This is a genomic window from Chitinophaga sp. YR627 (assembly GCF_900114995.1).
GTDB lineage: Bacteria > Bacteroidota > Bacteroidia > Chitinophagales > Chitinophagaceae > Chitinophaga.
The window spans coordinates 481,266-500,609 of record NZ_FOUX01000004.1 but is presented as its reverse complement, the minus strand read 5'-3'; the positions used below and the strand labels follow the sequence as shown (position 1 = coordinate 500,609).

14 protein-coding genes are annotated in these 19,344 nt (G+C 45.9%); 8 read left to right on the top strand and 6 right to left on the bottom strand.

Annotated features, from left to right (window positions below):
- Positions 1–159 precede the first annotated feature (159 nt).
- The gene (locus BMZ72_RS22615; protein WP_089811974.1) at positions 160–816 is read left to right on the top strand and encodes a hypothetical protein; all 657 of its coding nucleotides are present in this window, start codon (positions 160–162) and stop codon (positions 814–816) included.
- Positions 817–973: 157 nt separating this feature from the next.
- Here the strand turns inward: BMZ72_RS22615 and BMZ72_RS22610 are convergent, their stop codons facing one another.
- The 6 genes from BMZ72_RS22610 to pheT all read right to left on the bottom strand — a co-directional run bounded on the left by BMZ72_RS22610 (position 974) and on the right by pheT (position 7,814).
- Entirely contained in the window at positions 974–1,786 is an 813-nt protein-coding gene (locus tag BMZ72_RS22610) for a purine-nucleoside phosphorylase (RefSeq protein ID WP_089811973.1), read from the bottom strand.
- Between the two features lie 160 nt (positions 1,787–1,946).
- Entirely contained in the window at positions 1,947–2,543 is a 597-nt protein-coding gene (locus BMZ72_RS22605; RefSeq protein WP_089811972.1) for a 3-keto-disaccharide hydrolase, read from the bottom strand.
- A gap of 171 nt (positions 2,544–2,714) precedes the next feature.
- The gene (gene rny / locus BMZ72_RS22600; RefSeq protein ID WP_089811971.1) at positions 2,715–4,280 is read right to left on the bottom strand and encodes a ribonuclease Y; all 1,566 of its coding nucleotides are present in this window, start codon (positions 4,278–4,280) and stop codon (positions 2,715–2,717) included.
- Between the two features lie 356 nt (positions 4,281–4,636).
- Positions 4,637–4,930 carry a cell division protein ZapA gene (locus BMZ72_RS22595; RefSeq protein ID WP_012794805.1) on the bottom strand — a complete coding sequence of 98 codons (294 nt, stop codon included), beginning with the start codon at positions 4,928–4,930 and terminating at the stop codon, positions 4,637–4,639.
- Positions 4,931–4,947: 17 nt separating this feature from the next.
- The gene (locus tag BMZ72_RS22590; RefSeq protein WP_143087752.1) at positions 4,948–5,211 is read right to left on the bottom strand and encodes a hypothetical protein; all 264 of its coding nucleotides are present in this window, start codon (positions 5,209–5,211) and stop codon (positions 4,948–4,950) included.
- A 170-nt stretch (positions 5,212–5,381) separates the two neighbouring features.
- A complete protein-coding gene (pheT, locus tag BMZ72_RS22585; RefSeq protein WP_089811969.1) occupies positions 5,382–7,814 on the bottom strand; it encodes a phenylalanine--tRNA ligase subunit beta in 2,433 nt (810 codons plus the stop codon).
- Between the two features lie 813 nt (positions 7,815–8,627).
- On the opposite strand from pheT, the gene dnaB reads away from it, so the two are divergent.
- The 7 genes from dnaB to BMZ72_RS22550 all read left to right on the top strand — a co-directional run bounded on the left by dnaB (position 8,628) and on the right by BMZ72_RS22550 (position 19,337).
- A complete protein-coding gene (gene dnaB / locus BMZ72_RS22580) occupies positions 8,628–10,202 on the top strand; it encodes a replicative DNA helicase (RefSeq protein ID WP_089811968.1) in 1,575 nt (524 codons plus the stop codon).
- A 77-nt stretch (positions 10,203–10,279) separates the two neighbouring features.
- The gene (locus BMZ72_RS22575) at positions 10,280–11,632 is read left to right on the top strand and encodes an MATE family efflux transporter (protein ID WP_089811967.1); all 1,353 of its coding nucleotides are present in this window, start codon (positions 10,280–10,282) and stop codon (positions 11,630–11,632) included.
- 108 nt (positions 11,633–11,740) lie between these two features.
- On the top strand, positions 11,741–12,445 hold the full coding sequence (locus BMZ72_RS22570) for an RsmE family RNA methyltransferase (protein ID WP_089811966.1): 705 nt from the start codon (positions 11,741–11,743) through the stop codon (positions 12,443–12,445).
- Positions 12,446–12,605: 160 nt separating this feature from the next.
- Entirely contained in the window at positions 12,606–13,133 is a 528-nt protein-coding gene (locus tag BMZ72_RS22565) for a sigma-70 family RNA polymerase sigma factor (protein ID WP_089811965.1), read from the top strand.
- A 183-nt stretch (positions 13,134–13,316) separates the two neighbouring features.
- Positions 13,317–14,153: a FecR family protein gene (locus BMZ72_RS22560; protein WP_089811964.1), complete on the top strand. Its 837-nt coding sequence runs from the start codon at positions 13,317–13,319 to the stop codon at positions 14,151–14,153.
- 189 nt (positions 14,154–14,342) lie between these two features.
- The gene (locus tag BMZ72_RS22555; protein WP_218155273.1) at positions 14,343–17,702 is read left to right on the top strand and encodes a SusC/RagA family TonB-linked outer membrane protein; all 3,360 of its coding nucleotides are present in this window, start codon (positions 14,343–14,345) and stop codon (positions 17,700–17,702) included.
- Positions 17,703–17,720: 18 nt separating this feature from the next.
- Positions 17,721–19,337, top strand: a complete 1,617-nt coding sequence (locus tag BMZ72_RS22550) for a RagB/SusD family nutrient uptake outer membrane protein (RefSeq protein ID WP_089811963.1) — start codon at positions 17,721–17,723, stop codon at positions 19,335–19,337.
- Positions 19,338–19,344: the final 7 nt, after the last annotated feature.

Genomic DNA, 19,344 nt, shown 5'->3' with positions numbered 1-19,344 from the left:
GTGTTTCTGCTTTTTTGCGTAATAGAAGTATGTTGCTCGCCAAATTGATCTCAACGTAAAAGATAAATCTTAATTTGTCCTGTTAAGTAGACAGATGTCTAAACTTTATAAATACAATAACGTGCTTTTGCTATTGTACTACATATAAAGGTTCGTTTGATGAGCGCTTTTGATTCTCTGGCAGAATGGTTTACTAATTCGGGACGTACACTGCCCAAAAAACTTGCGGTTGCTGTTATAATATTATTTGGAGCATTTACAGTGAATGACCTGTTAGGTTTTGCATATTTTTATCGCACTGATAAAAAGGTGGAAAGCTTTGAGAAGTTAACAAAAATAATAGTAGACACTACTACTGATGCAACAAGTAGAGTGAAAGCAGAATTATTAAGGGAAGAGATAATGTGCAGGCAACCTGTTTATTTTAGTTTCCTGAATATTTTTGGAAAATTCTGGCGGTCGATGTCTGAAATTAAGAAGACAACCATTCCCAGAACGACAACAACGACGAAGATTGCGGCAAATGCGTCCATACGTAACGAGTTTATGTTTTTCGTTTCTTCCAGCGGAATTTATGCTATAATAGGTGTACTGTTGGTTTTAGCACACATATTCGTATCAAGGCAACCTGTAATTCAAAGAATTGCAGCAATAATATTAATGAGCCTGTTGATATTTTTTGTCACTACAGCCATGTACTTTTTAACCAATTTAATACCAGTATTGTTTAGTGACTGGGCTTATAATTATATGCTGAATGCTATTTTACAAGCAGGCTCAATAATTTTATGGCTTGTACTTGGCCATAAATTATAGCTATGTAAATATAGGCATTAGTTTAATAGTAGCCAATTTTTAAGTATCTGATATGTAGTTGTTTAAGTATTGTATTCTATTTGTCTGTATTAAGGGACAGGCATTAATAATAAGCCTGGAAAAAATCACATTCAGGCTTATTATTAATGCCTGAAAGCTACAACCCAGCCACTACCGCCGCAAATATCCCGCTCAGCTTCTTATCCGCCGTCCCTGCCACCGCAATAATCTCCTCTATCGACACCGGATGCAAATTATCCGGATCACATTCATCTGTAATCACCGACACTGTCGCACAAGGCAATTGCAACTGATTCGCTACGATCACTTCCGGCACAGTACTCATCCCCACAATATCCGCTCCTATCGTCCGCAGATATCTATATTCCGCACGCGTCTCAAGATTCGGTCCTGTCACCGCCGCATACACGCCATTGGTATGCATTTTATGTCCCAACGCAGCTGCTGCATCCAGTAATGCCTGTCCTAACACAGGATCATACGGCCGGCTCATATCCGGGAACCGCGCACCGAAATCAGGTGAATTTAACCCCCGCAGCGGATTATCTGTCTGTAAGTTGATATGATCATCCAATAATACCATATCTCCTTTGGAATAAGCCTTATTGATACCTCCTGCCGCATTACTCAGCAAGAGGAACTGTACACCCAGTGCCTTCATCACACGAATAGGGAACGTGATCTGCTGCATGGTATATCCTTCATAATAGTGAAACCGTCCCTGCATGGCAATGACAGGCGTCTCACCAATATGCCCGTAAATAAGCTGACCTTTATGAGATTCTACTGTGGACTCAGGGAAGTGAGGAATTTCATGATAAGGAATCGTCTTTTGAATCCTGATATGGTTCACCAGTTGGCCCAGACCTGTGCCTAATACAATCCCTACACGGGCAGGCTGAAGGTCTTTCAGAAATGCGGCTGTTTCTTTTATCTGCTGTTGGAGCATAATAGTCAATTAGGAATTACGAATTAGGAATTACGAATTGAACATCAGCAATTCCCTGAATATTTCGCAATATAGTCAGATACCATAAATGGGACCGGCTTTTAATTCCTTAGCCGTCTATCAGGAGGGGCAATTCCTGATCCGTAATTCCTGATTGTCTTTAGTCCAGGTTAACAACGGAAATATTCTTCCATCTCACCTTGATACCACCACCGGAGTGGATCTGCAGGGCGATCTGACCATTAGCGCCACCGATCTTATCATCTGTGAGCGTGATCATCTCGTGTCCATTCAGGATGGTAGTGACTTTATCGTTTTTAACGATGACTTTCATGGTATTCCATTCTCCCTGTTTGAGGTATTGTTCTTTCTCAGGCGCTGGTTGGATCAGCCATCCGCGGCCATAGGATTCATAGATACCACCGGTATGTTTACCAGCGGGAGCTACTTCTGCCTGCCAGCCTGTGATCTTGGTACCTTCGATGGAGGAGTGGAAGAACACACCGCTGTTACCGTCTGCTTCCTGTTTGAATTGCACGGTCAGTTCGAAGTTCTTGTAGGACTGATCTGTGGCGAGGTAACCATATTCTTTGTCCGGTCCACTTTCGCAGACGAGCGTACCGTTATCCACATACCATTTCTCGGTACCATAGACTTTCCAGCCATCGAGGTTTTTGCCATTAAAGAGTGATTGTTTCTGTGCAAACGTGAAATTGCTGCCAACGAGCAGGGCAGCCATCAAAAGGAGTTTTTTCATTTTTCAGAACGGTTTTTTAAGCTACAGGGGGTAGCGGGTGACGTGTATACCTTAAATGTAAGAAATGAAAGCTGTTTATGCCAGTGGGGAGTGGAGGAGTGGTAGAAAAATAAAAGGCGTCTCGCTGTGAGCGGACGCCTTTCAGAATAGGTTTTATTACAGTTGCCGGTATTAGCGAGCTACGTTTACGGAACGTTTTTCGCGGATCACGGTTACTTTGATCTGACCCGGATATTGCATTTCTGTCTGGATCTTGTTAGCGATCTCGAAAGACAGACGGTCAGCATCATTGTCCGTTACTTTATCACTTTCAACAATTACACGCAGTTCACGACCTGCCTGGATAGCGTATGCTTTTTCTACGCCGTCATGAGCGACTGCCAGGTTTTCCAGGTCTTTGATACGCTGCAGATAGCTCTGCATGATCTCACGACGGGCACCAGGACGGGCACCACTGATGGCGTCACAAGCCTGTATGATCGGAGAGATAACGTATTGCATTTCCATTTCATCGTGGTGAGCGCCGATAGCGTTTACTACAGCAGCGTGCTCGCCATATTTCTCAGCCAGTTTAGCGCCGAGGAGGGCGTGGCTCAGTTCAGTTTCTTCATCAGGTACTTTACCAATGTCATGCAGCAGACCGGCACGTTTTGCCAGTTTAGGGTTCAGACCCAGTTCAGCTGCCATTACAGCACAAAGGTTAGCCGTTTCTTTGGAGTGCATCAGCAGGTTCTGACCGTAGGAGGAGCGGAAACGCATTTTACCTACCAGGCGGATCAGTTCTTTATGCAGACCGTGGATACCCAGTTCGATAACGGTTCTTTCACCGATATCCATTACCTGTTCTTCCAGTTGTTTCTTGGTTTTTTCAACTACTTCCTCGATACGTGCAGGGTGGATACGGCCATCCTGTACCAGACGCTGCAGGGACAGACGGGCAATCTCACGACGTAATGGGTCGAAGGAAGAGAGTACGATTGCTTCAGGGGTATCGTCCACGATGAGGTCAACACCGGTAGCAGCTTCGATAGCGCGGATGTTACGTCCTTCACGACCGATGATCTGACCTTTGATCTCATCACTTTCCAGGTTGAACACGGTAATGGCGTTCTCGATGGTTTGTTCAGCAGCAGTACGCTGGATGGACTGTATGATGATCTTTTTAGCTTCTTTGTTTGCTTTCAGTTTAGCATCCTCGATGATCTCCTGGATGTGTGCCAGCGCTTGTGAGCGGGCTTCTTCTTTCAGGCTTTCGATGAGCTGGTGACGGGCTTCTTCAGCAGTCAGCGCAGCGACTTTCTCCAGACGGCGGATGTGTTCTTCCTGGTGTTTTTCCAGTTCAGTGCGTTTTACAGCAACCAGTTCCATCTGGCGGGTCAGGTTTTCCTTGATCGCCTCATTCTCCTGCGTCTGTTTCTGAATATTTTCAGTCTTCTGGTTCAGGGACTGTTCTTTCTGTTTGATACGGTTTTCTGAGTCCGCTATTTTCTGGTTACGTTGTAATACCTCTTTCTCGTGCTCACTTTTCAGCTGGAGGAATTTTTCTTTTGCTTCCAGCAGTCTGTCTTTCTTCAGATTCTCTGCAGTAAGTTGTCCTTCGGATACTATTTTCTGTGCCTGTAATTCAGCCTCCTGGATTTTATGCTGTGTGTTTTTGGCAAATATCACCTTACCTAACAAAATACCTATGATCAATGCCACAACTGCAGCTATTGTCGATATTAAAGTAACTTCCATACAAAATTTTTAATACTTGATTTATGTTGCATTCCTTGCCGCGTCCCATTTCCGTGGAAAAGTAGAGGGTTTAGAACTTGATTCGCGAAAATACAAAAAAGAATGTGCGAAACGACGGGATGATAAGCTGATACGCAGTTGTGTGGTCACTTACAGGAATGTCCTATAGTTGATAAATGGATAAAGCGTTGATTATGTTAGTAGTATGCTGTTGTTTTATTTCAATACGTTACTATCTGCTAATCTACTTTTTCAAAATATTTTAGTGCAACACAGCGCCGGGTTGGTCAGTAATTATTTTCAGAACAGCTGTAGGGGGCGGCCCCGGATTCTAATTTCTAAACGCTAATTCCTGCTTATTTCAGCGAGTTGTCCAGCAGCTCTTCGAGGTGCTGTAACTTCTCTTCCAGAAACGGCGCAAGGCCGATCTGGATCTTACCCCCACTCGTTACCGGATGGGTCGCGTACATGATAAGGACCATCGCAATGTAATCCTGCAGGTCTTTACCGGCATACGCGGTCTTAAATTCTACTATCTTTTCGTTCACCTCCTTCATGGTACGGCGTACTTCCTCTTCCTCTTCAGGTTTGATCTTAATGCGGTATGACCTGTCGGCTACCACAATATTAATGGGAATCAGCGGATCCATGTGGATTTGTTTTTTAACTAACTGTTTAACAGTGCAATACAACGATCTATCTCCTTGATATAATCATTGATCTTGTTGCGCATTTCCTTCCTGAATTCTTCATCATCTTCACGACTGGCTGGTGTGCCCTGACCGGTTGCGCCAGCCATCTTGGCCAGATGCAGCTTGTTTTCAAGTGCAGCGATCGTTTCGTGCTGGTTCGTCAGTGTGCCTTCCTGCGTCTGTAACTGCTCTTTCAGCAATACATTCTCTGCCTGCACCTGTTGGAGCTTTTTTAACAACAGGTGAAGTTTATCATCGATCCTTTGTATGTACTGCTCTAAAGCCAAGTCTGTTGTGAATTACTGATTAGGAATTACAAATTACGAATGAAACGGCTTTTTGTTTAAAACAGTCAACGAATTACGTATGATTTTTCTTCATCCGTAATTCGTCAACCGCAACTGTTGAACTATTTTCTGATCTCCGCCTGTAACTGCCCTTCGAATGCTTTTACCAGCTTCTCCATTACTGCATCGATCTCTTTGTCAGTAAGGGTCTTCTGTGCATCCTGGAAGGTGAAGCTCACCGCGTAGGATTTCTTGTTGGCGCCCAGCTTTTCACTTTCAAACACATCAAACAGGTTCAGATCCTGTAAGAGTGCAGACTTAACCGTCTTTGCAGCTGCCTCGACTGCCGCAAACTTAACCTGTTTGTCCAGGATAAGTGCCAGGTCACGGCGAACTGCAGGGAATTTCGGTATTTCCTTGTAAAAGTTATCGCTTTTTTGCAGTAATCCCAATACAATATTCCAGTTGATGTCAGCAAACCATACCGGCTGCCTGATATCGAATTGCTTCAGCTTCTGTGCACTAACCGCGCCAAGATTTACAACCGGCTTGTTTTTTACACGGATCTGCCAGCCATGCTGGATACCCTCAGTCTCTTCTTCCGTCCACTGCAGGCCGTTGATGCCCAGCTGGCGGAACAGATTCTGTACATATCCTTTCAGGAAGAAGAAATCAACCGGCTCTGCTTTATGCATCCAGCTTTCGGTTCTCTTCTGACCTGTCAGGTAAAGACTCAGGTGAGCAGTTTCTTCATATTTACCCTGTTCCTGTACGGCATAAGTATTGCCCAATTCGAAGAACAACAGGTTGTCATTACGACGATTCAGGTTATGGGACACACTTTCCAGACCGGTCTCCAGCATAGATGGACGCATTACGTCCAGATCAGCGCTGAGACTGTTGATCATTTTCACCGTGCGCTCCAGTACTTCCGGCGTAAAATATTTGCTGTTGGTGATGGAATTGGTGAAGATCTCGTTGAATCCGTTCGCTGCCAGGTAGTTAGCCGCTTTCTCACGTACTTTCTCCTTGTCAGGTTTAGGATTCGCTGCCGGCGTGATCAATACCTGAGACGGGATCTCAATATTGTCCAGACCATCAATACGCATTACTTCCTCCACGATATCAGCCGGGATGCTGATATCCGGTTTGCTGTAAGGCACACTCACCCGCAGTTTTTCCCCATCACGTTCCAGTATCCCGAAACCGAGGCTGCTGAGGATATTCACAATTTTATCTTCCGGATAGGCTTTACCGCTCAGTTTACGGATATAAGACCAGGTACTGGTCACTTCCGTCTGCTGCTTAGGCTGAGGATATACATCAATTACTTCAGATGCTGCCTGACCACCTGCCAGTTCGCAGATCAGTGCCGCCGCACGCTGTAATACATAAACTGTGTTGGAAATATCCACACCTTTTTCGAAACGGGCAGCCGCATCTGTACGGAGACCGTGACGGAAAGAGGTCGGCCGGATACTCGCCGGACTGAACCATGCGCTTTCCAGGAAGATGTTCTGTGTCGCTTCGGTTACACCGGAACGCAGACCACCGAACACACCCGCAATACACATTGGCTCGCTGTTGCCATTGCAGATCATCAGATCAGCGGCATCCAGCTTACGCTCTTTTTCATCCAGTGTTACAAATAAGGTATTCTGTGGCAGATTTTTAACAATCACCTTGTTGCCGGTAATAGCATCTGCATCAAATGCGTGCAGCGGCTGACCGGTTTCATGCAGGATGAAATTGGTGATGTCTACGATATTATTAATAGGTCTTACGCCTATTGCCAGCAGTTTGTTTTTCAGCCAGTCAGGAGAAGGAGCGATCTTCACACCGGTGATGGAGATGCCGCTGTAACGCGGACAAGCATCCAGGTTCTCAATTTCCACACTGATAGAAAGTGTATTCGCTGCTTTCGGTAAATCCGTTAAAACAGGTACTAAGGCTTTGTTATTCAGTGTGTTTTCGGTATTGTTCAGGTATGCGCAGACGTCTTTGGCTACACCCAGATGGCTCATAGCGTCCATTCTGTTAGGCGTCAGACCAATCTCATATACCCAGTCCTGTACAGGTTTAAATACTTCACGTGCCGGTGTACCAGGTTGCAGGGACGCATCCAGTACCATAATGCCGGCATGACTGCCACCCAGACCGATCTCATCTTCAGCGCAGATCATACCATGACTTTCTTCTCCACGGATCTTTGCTTTCTTCATGGTCAGCGGTTCGCCGCTGGCAGGATAGATGGTGGCGCCTATCGGAGCGATCACCACTTTTTGTCCGGCCGCTACATTGGGAGCGCCACAAACGATATGCAGGGGTTCGCCCTGACCGGTATTTACAGTTGTCAGTCGGAGTTTATCGGCATTGGGATGCGGGGCTACCGTCAGGACTTCACCGATCACCAGTCCTTCGAGGCTGCCTTTAACGGACTCGAATTGCTCCAAACTTTCCACCTCAAGACCTATGCGCGTCAAAATAACAGATAGTTCCTCCGGTGTGGGTTTAACCGGCAAATAGTCACACAGCCAATTGTACGAAATAGTCATTTGTAAAATTATATAAGTGCGTAAAGTTAGTGTAATTCATGCATAGTCCATAGGCAGTCAGCCGATTCATGTGCAAGGGTTGCATTATTGACAGGAGAAAGCGGGAAAGTGCTTATGCTATAGTCATCTTACGTTGATCTTACCTTCCCTAGCCAGGATTGACGGAGGGTAAGTATCATCAGAGTATAGTCTGACCGGGGATTGCCAGAAGCAGGGCGGCTATATCAATATACGAAATATAAGCGATTGAACCTGAAGAGATTTATCCGCTACTGGTGTACGATGTAGCGTGGTAAAATGTACGGGTTATTGTCGGAAGAGGCAAGTGATTTGTACTGGCAAAAGTGGCTCATTCGAAGAAGCGACGAACAGGCGACGAAGAAGCGACGAATCTGCGACGGCCAAACGGTATTTTTCAAATGGTTATCAAATGAATAGCGGGCGCGGCCATAACTACAGCGAACGAATCTGTCAAAAGAACAAGCCGGGCTAAATATTCTTTTTTGCACATATTATGTGAATAGCGCACCTTTGTGTGTGAAGTGTGTGTGTAATTAGTGGATAATGCGTCTATAGTCAGTGCATAACTGCCATTTTGCGGGTGCATAACATGTGGATGTCACCTTATAAATTATATACCCGGGCAAACTTTAGAAAATGAAAAAATGCGGTTACCTTAGTTTTTACGGCCCAAAAAAGTTTACAATTTCATAAAATGTCAATAGCTCAGCTGGTACAATAAAATTGTAATTACAACTAAGGAAGCCACGACATATAACTTTTTGATTAACAGACTAATCATAAAACATATAAATGGATCTCAATCTTAAGAAGGACCGCAACGTACGGCGCAAACCGTCCGTTGACGTATCTACCATGATGTACGGCAAGATTCCTCCTCAGGCAAAGGAGATGGAAGAGGCCGTATTGGGAGCCATTATGTTGGAAAAAGGCGCTTTTGACACGGTAGTAGAGATATTGAAAGGTGAATGTTTTTATGTAGAAGCACATCAGAAGATATTTTCAGCGATGACCCGCCTGGCTGGTAAATCCATGCCGGTGGATATCCTGACTGTAGTGGAAGAACTGCGTTCCATGGGTGAACTGGAAGTAGTGGGAGGTCCTTATTATATTACCCGGTTAACCAACATGGTGGTATCATCCGCCAATATAGAGGCGCATGCCCGTATCATTCTGCAAAAATTTATCCAGCGTGAACTGATCCGTATCTCGGGTGAGATTCTGAGTGAATCTTACGAGGATACGGCCGACGTGTTTGATCTCCTGGATTCAGCTGAAAGCAAGCTGTTTGAGGTAACCAATAATCACCTGCGCAAGAACTACGACAGTATCGACCGCGTATTGGTGAATACCATGAAACGTATCGAAGACCTTCGTAACAGGGGAGACGATATCACAGGGGTACCTTCCGGTTTCCCTTCACTCGATAAAGTGACGTATGGCTGGCAGTCGACGGATCTGATCATCATCGCGGCACGTCCCGCGGTGGGTAAAACCGCCTTCGCGCTGAACCTGGCCAGAAACGCAGCGCTGCACCCCAGATTCCCGAAAGGAGCTGCAGTGTTCTCGCTTGAGATGTCCTCCGGACAGATCGTACAGCGTATCCTGTCCGCAGAGTCGGAAATAAAACTCGAAAAGATCACCAGGGGTAAACTGGAAGAGTATGAGATGAAGAAGCTGATGACCCATGGTATCGAACGCCTGGCAAAAGCACCCATCTTCATCGATGATACCCCGGCCCTCAACATCTTCGAGCTCCGTGCAAAAGCAAGAAGGCTGGTACACAACCATGGCGTAGGTGTGATCATCATTGACTATCTGCAGCTGATGAGTGGCCATGCAGATGGTAAAGGCAGTAACCGTGAGCAGGAGATCAGTAAGATCTCCCGTGACCTGAAAGGTCTGGCGAAAGAGCTTGGGGTGCCGATCCTCGCATTGTCCCAGTTGAGCCGTGATGTGGAAAAACGTAAAGACGGTAATAAGATGCCGCAGCTGAGTGACCTCCGTGAATCTGGTGCGATCGAGCAGGATGCCGACATGGTAATGTTCCTGTACCGTCCTGAATACTATGAGATCAACACGAATGAAATGGGCGAGTCCAATAAAGGTGAAACCCACGTTCGTATCGCGAAACACCGTAACGGTCAGCTCGATACCATCAAACTGCGCGCAATCCTGGAATTCCAGCGTTTCGAAGATGATGGTAGTCTGGAAAACCCGGGTGGAGGTAGCAGCAACGCATTTGCCGGTATGCGTAACCACGACACAGGTGGTGGTGGCAGCGATGAAGCGAAGCTGTATATCCAGAAGGGTTCCCGCATGAACGACATGAACTTCGACGAAGGTTTTGAAGACGCTCCTTTTTAGCAAAAGAGATTAGTAGCAATACTGAAAGGCGTCCGATACCGGGCGCCTTTTTTATTACCCCTTATTGAAGAATTATTATGTGGACTAAATATCGTCAGTATTATAAAGACAATTTTCAACTGGCCTACCCGGTAGTGATCTCCCAGCTGGGACACACCATGGTGGCTTTCTCTGATACAATCGTCATCGGTCATACCGGAGATGTGCCCCTGGCTGCGGTTGCTCTCGGCAGCAGCCTCTTTTCTATTTTCATGGTGGTAGGCATCGGTATGTCCTATGGCCTCACACCATTGATCGCACAGGAGAACGGAAGAAAGAACCTGTCCCGTTGCGGCTATCTGTTACGTCATAGTCTTGCGATCAACATCCTGCTGGGTATATTATTATCTGCCGTAATTATCATCGGTAGTAATCATCTTGATCTGCTCGGACAGGAAGAACGGGTACGCGTGTTAGCCAGACCTTTCCTGCAGTTACTGGGCTTTTCATTTTTCCCGCTGATGATCTTCCTGACCTTTAAGCAGTTTGCCGAAGGACTGGGATTTACCCGGCAGGCAATGAATATCAGTATCATCGGTAACGTATTGAACATCGTACTGGGGATCATCCTGGTATACGGGCTGTTTGGTGCACCAAAAATGGGTGTAGTGGGTGTGGGTATCGCTACCCTGACCGACCGCACATTAATGGGCGTGGCTATGGCCTGGTATGTATTGCGCTCTCCCCGTTTTAAGCCCTATCTGCAGGAATTCAGACAACGTTACCTGTCCGGTGCAGCACTGAAACAGCTCCTGGGGATCGGTACACCGGTAGCATTACAATATGTCTTTGAAATAAGCGCATTCAGCGGCGCCATTGTCATGGCCGGCTGGATAGGCGCCCGCGAACAGGCTGCTCACCAGATAGCAATTAACCTGGCTTCTATTACCTACATGATGGCAAGCGGGATTTCTGCTGCTGCCGGTATAAAAAGCGGGAATCACTTCGGTGCTGAACAATGGCGGGACTTACGTTCATCTGCCATCGCCAGCTATCATATGGTGCTTGTAATGATGGGTACTACCGCCCTGATCTTCATGCTGGGATGCCGCCTGCTGCCACTGATGTATATCACTGATCCGCAGGTAGTGGATATCGCAGCACACCTGCTGATCATTGCTGCTTTTTTCCAGTTGTTCGATGGTACACAGGTGGTAGGATTGGGGATCTTACGTGGACTCGGAGACGTGCGGGTACCGACCGTCATCACCTTACTGGCTTACTGGGGACTGGGATTGCCGATTGGTTATCTCTTCGGTATTCACCTGAATTTTGGTATACAGGGCATCTGGTGGGGACTGCTGATCGGATTGCTGACCGCATCGATCCTGTTATTCTTCAGGTTCCAGCATAAGACCAAAGCCGTATTGGCAAGTGCATTTGTAAAATGATCTGTATCTGATAAATGAAAAAGCCTTCACAACTGTGAAGGCTTTTTCATTTGCACTATTGTACTGAATCATATCCTCCCGATATTTGCAAAAATTAAACAGGCAATCATGTTTTACGCAAAAGACATTACTCCGCAGTCAGGACATTACACCATGGACGAGCCTACTTCAAAATACTGTATCATGGTCCTCAGACATGAGAAAGGAGATGAAGTGCTGTTAACCGACGGACGTGGCGGCCGCTACACCACTACCATCACTGACGATAACCGGAAGAAATGTATAGTCACCATAAAACAATATGAACTGATGCCGCCTGTACAATCGCCTGTTCGTATCGCGATCTCCTTTACAAAAAATTCCTCCCGTATAGAATGGTTCCTGGAAAAAGCCACCGAAATAGGCATGCAGATGATCATTCCCCTGGTCAGCCAGCGTACTGAAAAGGAAAAGTTCCGTGCGGACCGTTTTGAAAATATCCTGGTATCTGCGATGTTGCAATCGCAACAGTATTACCTGCCGGAGTTGACAGCACCTGCCGCATTTGATACATTGGTACAACAGCCGCCTGCGCAACAACTGTTTATCGCACACTGTCTGCCTGAACAAAAAACACATCTCTGGCAGGCCATGCAGGCAGGTAAGGATAGTTTGCTGCTGATAGGACCTGAAGGCGACTTTACGCCTGAGGAAATTCAGCTGGCATTAGATAAGGGATTTCAGCCCGTTTCCCTGGGTGATAACCGTCTGCGTACTGAGACTGCCGGCGTAGTGGGATGTACGATGATGAATGCGGTAAATGCTGGCGGTTAAAACTGTAAACACCAATCCCCTGTTGGAAAAGTTAAGATTTAATTGTAGATTACACACTTATAAGGGTATGTAGAACAATGTAACGTCTTTATACTTTTTCACGGTGAAAAACGCTCGCATCCATCCGGATTCCACACACACGGATCAATACCTGTGGGACATGATCAGGACTGACTCGGTAGACGCTTTTAACGAAGTGTACAACCGTTACTGGGATATGCTGTATCATGTTACCCTGAAACGGCTACAGGTAAAAGAAGTCGCCGAAGAGATCGTGCAGGACACATTCATCATCCTCTGGGAAAAAAGGCACGATATTGAGATCTCCGTCCTGAAACATTACCTTTTTGCCATCACCCGTTACGCCGTATTTCATTACATCGCCAGGCAACAGACCATCGCTTCCCGTATGAAAGCGCTGTCACATACGCCACAGCTGGTGGGTGGTCATGCCGATCTGGAAAGTCTTGTCAGCGATCGCTTATTATTACAGCTGATAGAAACCATCTCTAATGAATTACCGGAGAAAAGCAGACAAGTGTTCCGGTATAATAAACTGCTGGATCACTCCTTATTACAGGCAGCGAAAACTTTTGATATATCTCCTAAAACAGCAGAAGGGCATCTTACAAAAGCCCTCAAAACCCTGCGGGTAAAGCTAAGCGCATTGTACAGCGCCGTTCTCTGATCGCAAACAGCAATATATTATCTAAAACAAGCACATCTCCTTCAGCATCCTGAAAACCTTACAGGTAAAACCAGATACATTGTACATCTCCTCCGCTAAACCCTCCTCAGAAAAATATTTTATTTACACCAAGGGTAAATTGTCAGTTTAACACTCTATATATAATATACAATACTGAAGCCGATGTCTGATGACTACATTCGTTCCATTGCACATAAATGGCTGGCTGGTACTGCTACTGAAGAAGAAACCGCAGTTCTGATGCAATGGTATGGGAAAGAGGAGGAAAAGAAGTATAAACCTGTCTGGTGGATAGGTATAGCCGCCACAATACTGCTGACAGCCGGTGTCTGGTGGATCATACAAAAACCGGAAGGACGCAGGATGGCAGTCTATGTACCTCGTGAACAACAGAACAGGATCGTACTTCCAGATAGTTCCATCGTATGGCTGAATGCGGACAGTAAACTACAGTACAGGGAAGACACGCTCTCGCGGGAAGTAACACTGACAGGAGAAGGATTCTTCGACGTCAGCAAAAGGACCCAACCATTCATCGTAAAAGCCGGCAAATGTATCACGACAGTACTGGGCACTTCTTTTAATATCAAAGCATATAATAATGAAGCAGTCGCTATTACGGTTGCTTCCGGAAAGATCCAGGTACAGGATGAAAAACAACATATCAGCATATTAACAGCCAACAAGCAGATCACGCTGGAAAAAACGACAGTCGAACGAACAGTGAACGCTACGGTTGCCCACGCCTGGATCCACGGCAGGTTTGAGATCGATAATGAAACATTTGAAACAGTGGCGAATAACCTGAGCAGAAAATATGGGGTCACTTTTCACTTTGAAAACGAAGCACTGCGCAAATGTACTTTCATCGCCAGTTTTGATGAACATGCCACGTTGGAGAGGATACTCGGACTATTATGTAAGATTAACAATTCCACGTACCGCATCAGCGAAGATCAGCAGGAAGTGTATATCAGCGGACAAGGTTGCAGTTTATAATTTCACGCACAATAAGTAATCCCGTTATGAAAAAAACAAACAATTTCCCAGGTAACACCACATAAAAAATCCCTTCCTGAAAGGAAAGGATAAACATAGCGCTGTCTGCATCAAAGTCTGCAAACCATACATGCAAACAGGCGCTACGGCTTTGTATTCTATTACATCATACAAAATGCATTTAAAGATATGAAATACTCCGGTATTTTGTCAGGGATGCCTATGCGCTCTTCCCGGCTGATATATTATTTACCTGATCTCTTATTTAAGCTGATGCGTACTGTGATCATGATAATGATGGTGCTGTGCACGACAACATTACTACTGATGGCCCGGCCCTCCAGTGGGCAGGACCTCAATACCGTCATGTTGCAGCTCAACACCAAAGAAGGCAAACTGGACAAAGTCCTCAAGCGTATCGAAACGCAGGCACCCTTCTTTTTTATTGTGGATGGCGCTCTTGCCAGCAGCATTCCTGCTCCCGCACTCGAAGGAACAAAACGTTCCCTGAAAGAAGTGCTGGATATATTGCTGCCCGATGAACTGTTCTATGTACAGGATGGTAATTATATTATTATCAAAAGAAGACCTATGTCAGCCGCCATGCAGGCTGTCGCAGAGGGGATTACACCCCCTGCAGGAATGGAGAAGGTGATTACCGGGATAGTGACCGATGAAAAAGGTCAGCCGCTTCCGGGTGTAAGTATCGTCGTAAAAGCATCCCGCGCCGGTACCATGACAAACGATAAAGGCGTCTTTTCACTGGAAGCCAGGGGCGATGCCGATACACTGCTGATCAGTTATATCGGTTATCGTACACAGGAAGTAGCGGTAAGGGGCCGTAGTCAGCTGAGTATTCAGCTGACATTGAGTGAAAACTCTCTGGCTGACGTGGTAGTGATTGGTTATGGTAGTCTGCGAAAAGGCGATCTGACCAGTGCTGTCGCCACAGTAAAATCAGAAAACTTCATCAAGGGAAACGTACTGGATGCTGGTCAGCTCTTACAGGGTAAAGTTGCCGGTCTGTCAATCGGTACCCCCAGTGGTGATCCTACCAGTGGTTCACAGATCCTGTTGCGTGGTAATACAACACTGCTGGGTGCGAATGCCAATCCTCTGGTGCTGATAGATGGTATTCCCGGTGACCTGAAGACCGTAGCGCCGGAAGACATAGAGTCAGTCGACGTACTGAAAGATGGTTCTGCGGCTGCAATTTATGGTACGCGTGGTACCAACGGTGTGATCATCATCACCACCCGCAGAGCCAGTGGTACATTCAGTAACTCCGTAGATTACAGTGGTTATGTAAGTACACAGACGATTGCCCGCAAACCGGACATGCTGACTGCAGCTGACTATCGTAAACAGATCGCTGAAGGCCTCAGGGATGCTTCCTGGAACCAGGGCGCTAATACAGACTGGCTGAAAGAAATATCACAGACGCCGCTGACCCATGTGCATAACCTGACTTTCAGAGGGGGAAACAGTAAAACAAACTACCTCGCCAATGTGAATTACCGTTCCCTGGAAGGTATCATGAAGAAGTCAGATAACCGCACCTTTACCGGCCGCATTGATATCAATCACAGTATGCTGGATGATAAACTTCGTATCAATCTGGGTATGCTGAACGCTAATAATAAATACACTACTACCGGTGATGGATTCAGTTTCAATGGTTATACCTACAGACAGGCCATGATCCGGAACCCGACTTCACCGGTACGTGATTCCTTAGGAAACTGGTACGAGCAGACAGGACTTTTCAACTATGAAAACCCCCTGTCAAGATTATATGAGAGTGATGGCCGTAATACATCCCAGAATTCCCGTTTAAATGGCTCGCTGACCCTCTTGCCTGTCGAAGGACTGAAACTGTCTGCATTGTTCTCTTATACGCGTTATAATGAAGACAGAGGGTATTCAGAGACCAAGCGTCATATCTCCACGCTGAGAGACGGCCGGAATGGATATGCTTCCGTAGGAGGTACACAATCTATTGACAGGCTGATGGAACTGACAGCGCAATACAATAAGAATATCGGACGTCATAAGTTCACTTTATTGGGTGGCTACAGTTATCAGGAGAATGAGTTCAATACACACTGGGCACAGAACTGGGATTTCCCGACCGACCGCTTTACCTATAATAACATTGGTATCGGACAGGCACTGAAAGAAGGACTGGCGCCGGAATACAGCGAAAAAAGAGAAACAAACCTGATCGGCTTCTTCGGCAGGGCAAGCTATAGTTTTGATGATCGTTATTTGTTAATGGCCAGTTTAAGACATGAAGCTGCCAGTCAGTTGTACGGTACGAAACAGCCATGGGGTAACTTCCCGGCGATATCCGCGGGCTGGCGTATCAGCAATGAGGCATTCATGAAAGGACAAAGTCTGTTTGATGACCTGAAACTGCGTGTAGGATATGGCGTTACAGGTACACAGCCGACCGACCTGTTTCTGGGTGTGGCCATTCTGAGCTATGGTTCCTATGTATATTCCAATGGCGTATGGATTCAGACACTCGGACCTTCACAGAACCCGAATGCAGACCTGCGCTGGGAAGAGAAACATGAAACCAATGCCGGTGCTGACTTCTCCATGTTACAGGGCAGGATCAGCGGTAGCGTAGATTACTACATCCGTCGTATCAATGGATTGCTGTATGATTATCAGGTGCCTAGTCCGCCGAACCTCTTTTCTTCTACCCGTGCCAACGTTGGTAAGATGGAAAACAAAGGTCTGGAAGTGATCGTGAACTTTATTCCTGTCAAAACAAAAGACTTCGAATGGAGCAGCAGCGTGAACTTCTCTACGAATACCAATAAATTGCTCAGTCTTTCCAATAATATCTACAAGGCTACCAATAACTATTTCACAACCGGCGGGACCGGTGAACCGATCCAGACCTTCACGCACATTGTAAATATCGGTGACAAGATCGGTGACTTCTATGGGTTCAAGGTAACAGACATCTCTCAGGATGGTAAATGGATCTATGAAGGCCGTGATGGAAAACCAGTTAATTATGACGACTACCAGCATGCCTTTGAGGATAAGCGTGTACTGGGAAATGGTTTGCCGAAATATTACGGTGGATGGAACAACAGCTTCCGCTACAAACAGTTTGACCTGAATATCACTATGCGCGGTGCATTTGATTATCAGATACTGAACTTTCAGCGGATGTATTATGAGAATACCGGTCTGCAGCAATACAATCGCCTGAAATCAGCTTATGATAAGGTGTTCGGTAAAGCAGTACTGAGTAAGGATATGCCGCTGGAGTTCAATAGCTACTATGTGGAAGATGGTGATTTCTGGAAGGTAGATAACATCACACTGGGCTATAATTTCCGTAACCTGAAATCAAAATACGTGCATGCCGCAAGAGTGTATGTATCCACGCTGAACACTTTTGTGATCACTGGTTATAAAGGGATAGATCCTGAAGTGAACAGACTGGGACTGGCGCCTGGTGTTGATGACAGGGATAAATATCCGTCTGTGAGAACATTTACTGTTGGTGTAAACATGAGTTTCTGATCCGTTAATGCTACCGTTATGAAACATACTGCAAAAAAAATATTGCTGGCTACATTGATCGTTCTCTGTAGCTGTACCAAATTGAAAGATGATAGTTATAATCAGATCATCGCCGGACAATTTGAACCTACCGCACAGGACCTGGCATCGCTGGTAGGCGCTGCTTATGTGAACTGGCGTATTGTATTGAATGGCTGGAATGGATATGCGCGTATCCAGGAAGCGACTTCAGATGAAGCCGTAGTGCCTGCACGACCCAATGGCTGGGTAGATGGAGGTATCTATCGTCGTTTACATGAACATAAATGGACCTCTGACGATGATGTGACCATCAACACCTGGGGCCGTACATATGCTGGTATCACTAACTGTAACCGCGTGATCTATCAGCTGGAATCAGGTGCGATACCTGTTACCAGTGGTAAGGAAGAGACACTGGCGGAACTGAAGGTACTGCGGGCTTCCTACTACTATGTGTTGTGTGACGTATATGGCAATGTGCCGATCGTGACAGACTTTAATGTGCCTGATGGATTCCTGCCTGAACAAAGTTCAAGAAAAGAAGTATACGACTTCATCATCAAAGAGATCAAAGACAATATCGGTTTACTGAGTGACAAGAATGATAAATCCACTTATGGCAAATTCAATAAGTGGGCAGCTTATTCCTTACTGGCTAAGATGTATATCAATGCGGAAGTCTATACCGGTACTGCTGCCTGGGCTGACTGTATCACCGCCTGCGATGCCATCATCAATTCAGGAAAAGGGTTTATCCTGGAACCGATACAGCGTAACCTGTTTGTTACAGAGAATGAAAATTCAAAAGAGATCATCTTCGCACTGCCTTTTGATGAAACATATGTGACTGACTGGAATGCCTTTGATATACATATGCAGACATTGCAGCCTGCCAGTCAGGCGACTTATAACCTGAAGTCTACCCCATGGGGCGGTATCTGTGCGATCCCACAGTTTATTAACACCTTTGACCAGGATGATGCCCGCTATCGGGATAACTGGATCAAAGGACAGCAATACAGCGCTGCAGGAGAACCGCTTAACTGTACAATGGGGGCTTATACCGGAAAGCCACTGGCATTTGTAAATGAGGTGCCGGGTATCGATCTTTCAGAAGAGATCCATGGTTTCCGTCTGGGTAAATTTGAGATCAAACAGAATGCGAATGTGCAGCTGAGTAATGACTGGCCTTTATTCAGATATGCGGACATTCTGATGATGAAAGCAGAGTGTCTGATGAGGGATGGAAAGACCGCTGCTGCAGCTGATCTGGTTACAGAAGTAAGACGCCGTAACTTCACCGATCATCCGGAAAAAGCGATCGTAACAGCCGCTGATCTGGTGAAAGGAAGTGTGTATAACTATGGTCTGCGTAATCACCTGAATCAAACGATAGAGGGTGGCGATAATGTACAATATGGCCGTTTTCTGGATGAACTGGGATGGGAGTTTAACCAGGAAGATCGTCGCAGACAGGATATGATCCGTTTTAAAGTATTTACAAGGAAAGCCTGGTTCTCACATTTGCCGAATGGTGATTACCGCACACTCTTTCCTATTCCCCGTATTGAGATCAACAAGAACGGCAATCTGAAGCAGAATACTGGTTACTAATAATAAA

Bases quoted from the DNA above. Each gene is read 5' to 3' on its own strand.
- BMZ72_RS22615 (WP_089811974.1), top strand. From the start codon at position 160: ATGAGCGCTTTTGATTCTCTGGCAGAATGGTTTACTAATTCGGGACGT.
- BMZ72_RS22610 (WP_089811973.1), bottom strand. From the start codon at position 1,786: ATGCTCCAACAGCAGATAAAAGAAACAGCCGCATTTCTGAAAGACCTT.
- BMZ72_RS22605 (WP_089811972.1), bottom strand. From the start codon at position 2,543: ATGAAAAAACTCCTTTTGATGGCTGCCCTGCTCGTTGGCAGCAATTTC.
- rny (WP_089811971.1), bottom strand. From the start codon at position 4,280: ATGGAAGTTACTTTAATATCGACAATAGCTGCAGTTGTGGCATTGATC.
- BMZ72_RS22595 (WP_012794805.1), bottom strand. From the start codon at position 4,930: ATGGATCCGCTGATTCCCATTAATATTGTGGTAGCCGACAGGTCATAC.
- pheT (WP_089811969.1), bottom strand. From the start codon at position 7,814: ATGACTATTTCGTACAATTGGCTGTGTGACTATTTGCCGGTTAAACCC.
- dnaB (WP_089811968.1), top strand. From the start codon at position 8,628: ATGGATCTCAATCTTAAGAAGGACCGCAACGTACGGCGCAAACCGTCC.
- BMZ72_RS22575 (WP_089811967.1), top strand. From the start codon at position 10,280: ATGTGGACTAAATATCGTCAGTATTATAAAGACAATTTTCAACTGGCC.
- BMZ72_RS22570 (WP_089811966.1), top strand. From the start codon at position 11,741: ATGTTTTACGCAAAAGACATTACTCCGCAGTCAGGACATTACACCATG.
- BMZ72_RS22565 (WP_089811965.1), top strand. From the start codon at position 12,606: ATGATCAGGACTGACTCGGTAGACGCTTTTAACGAAGTGTACAACCGT.
- BMZ72_RS22560 (WP_089811964.1), top strand. From the start codon at position 13,317: ATGTCTGATGACTACATTCGTTCCATTGCACATAAATGGCTGGCTGGT.
- BMZ72_RS22555 (WP_218155273.1), top strand. From the start codon at position 14,343: ATGAAATACTCCGGTATTTTGTCAGGGATGCCTATGCGCTCTTCCCGG.
- BMZ72_RS22550 (WP_089811963.1), top strand. From the start codon at position 17,721: ATGAAACATACTGCAAAAAAAATATTGCTGGCTACATTGATCGTTCTC.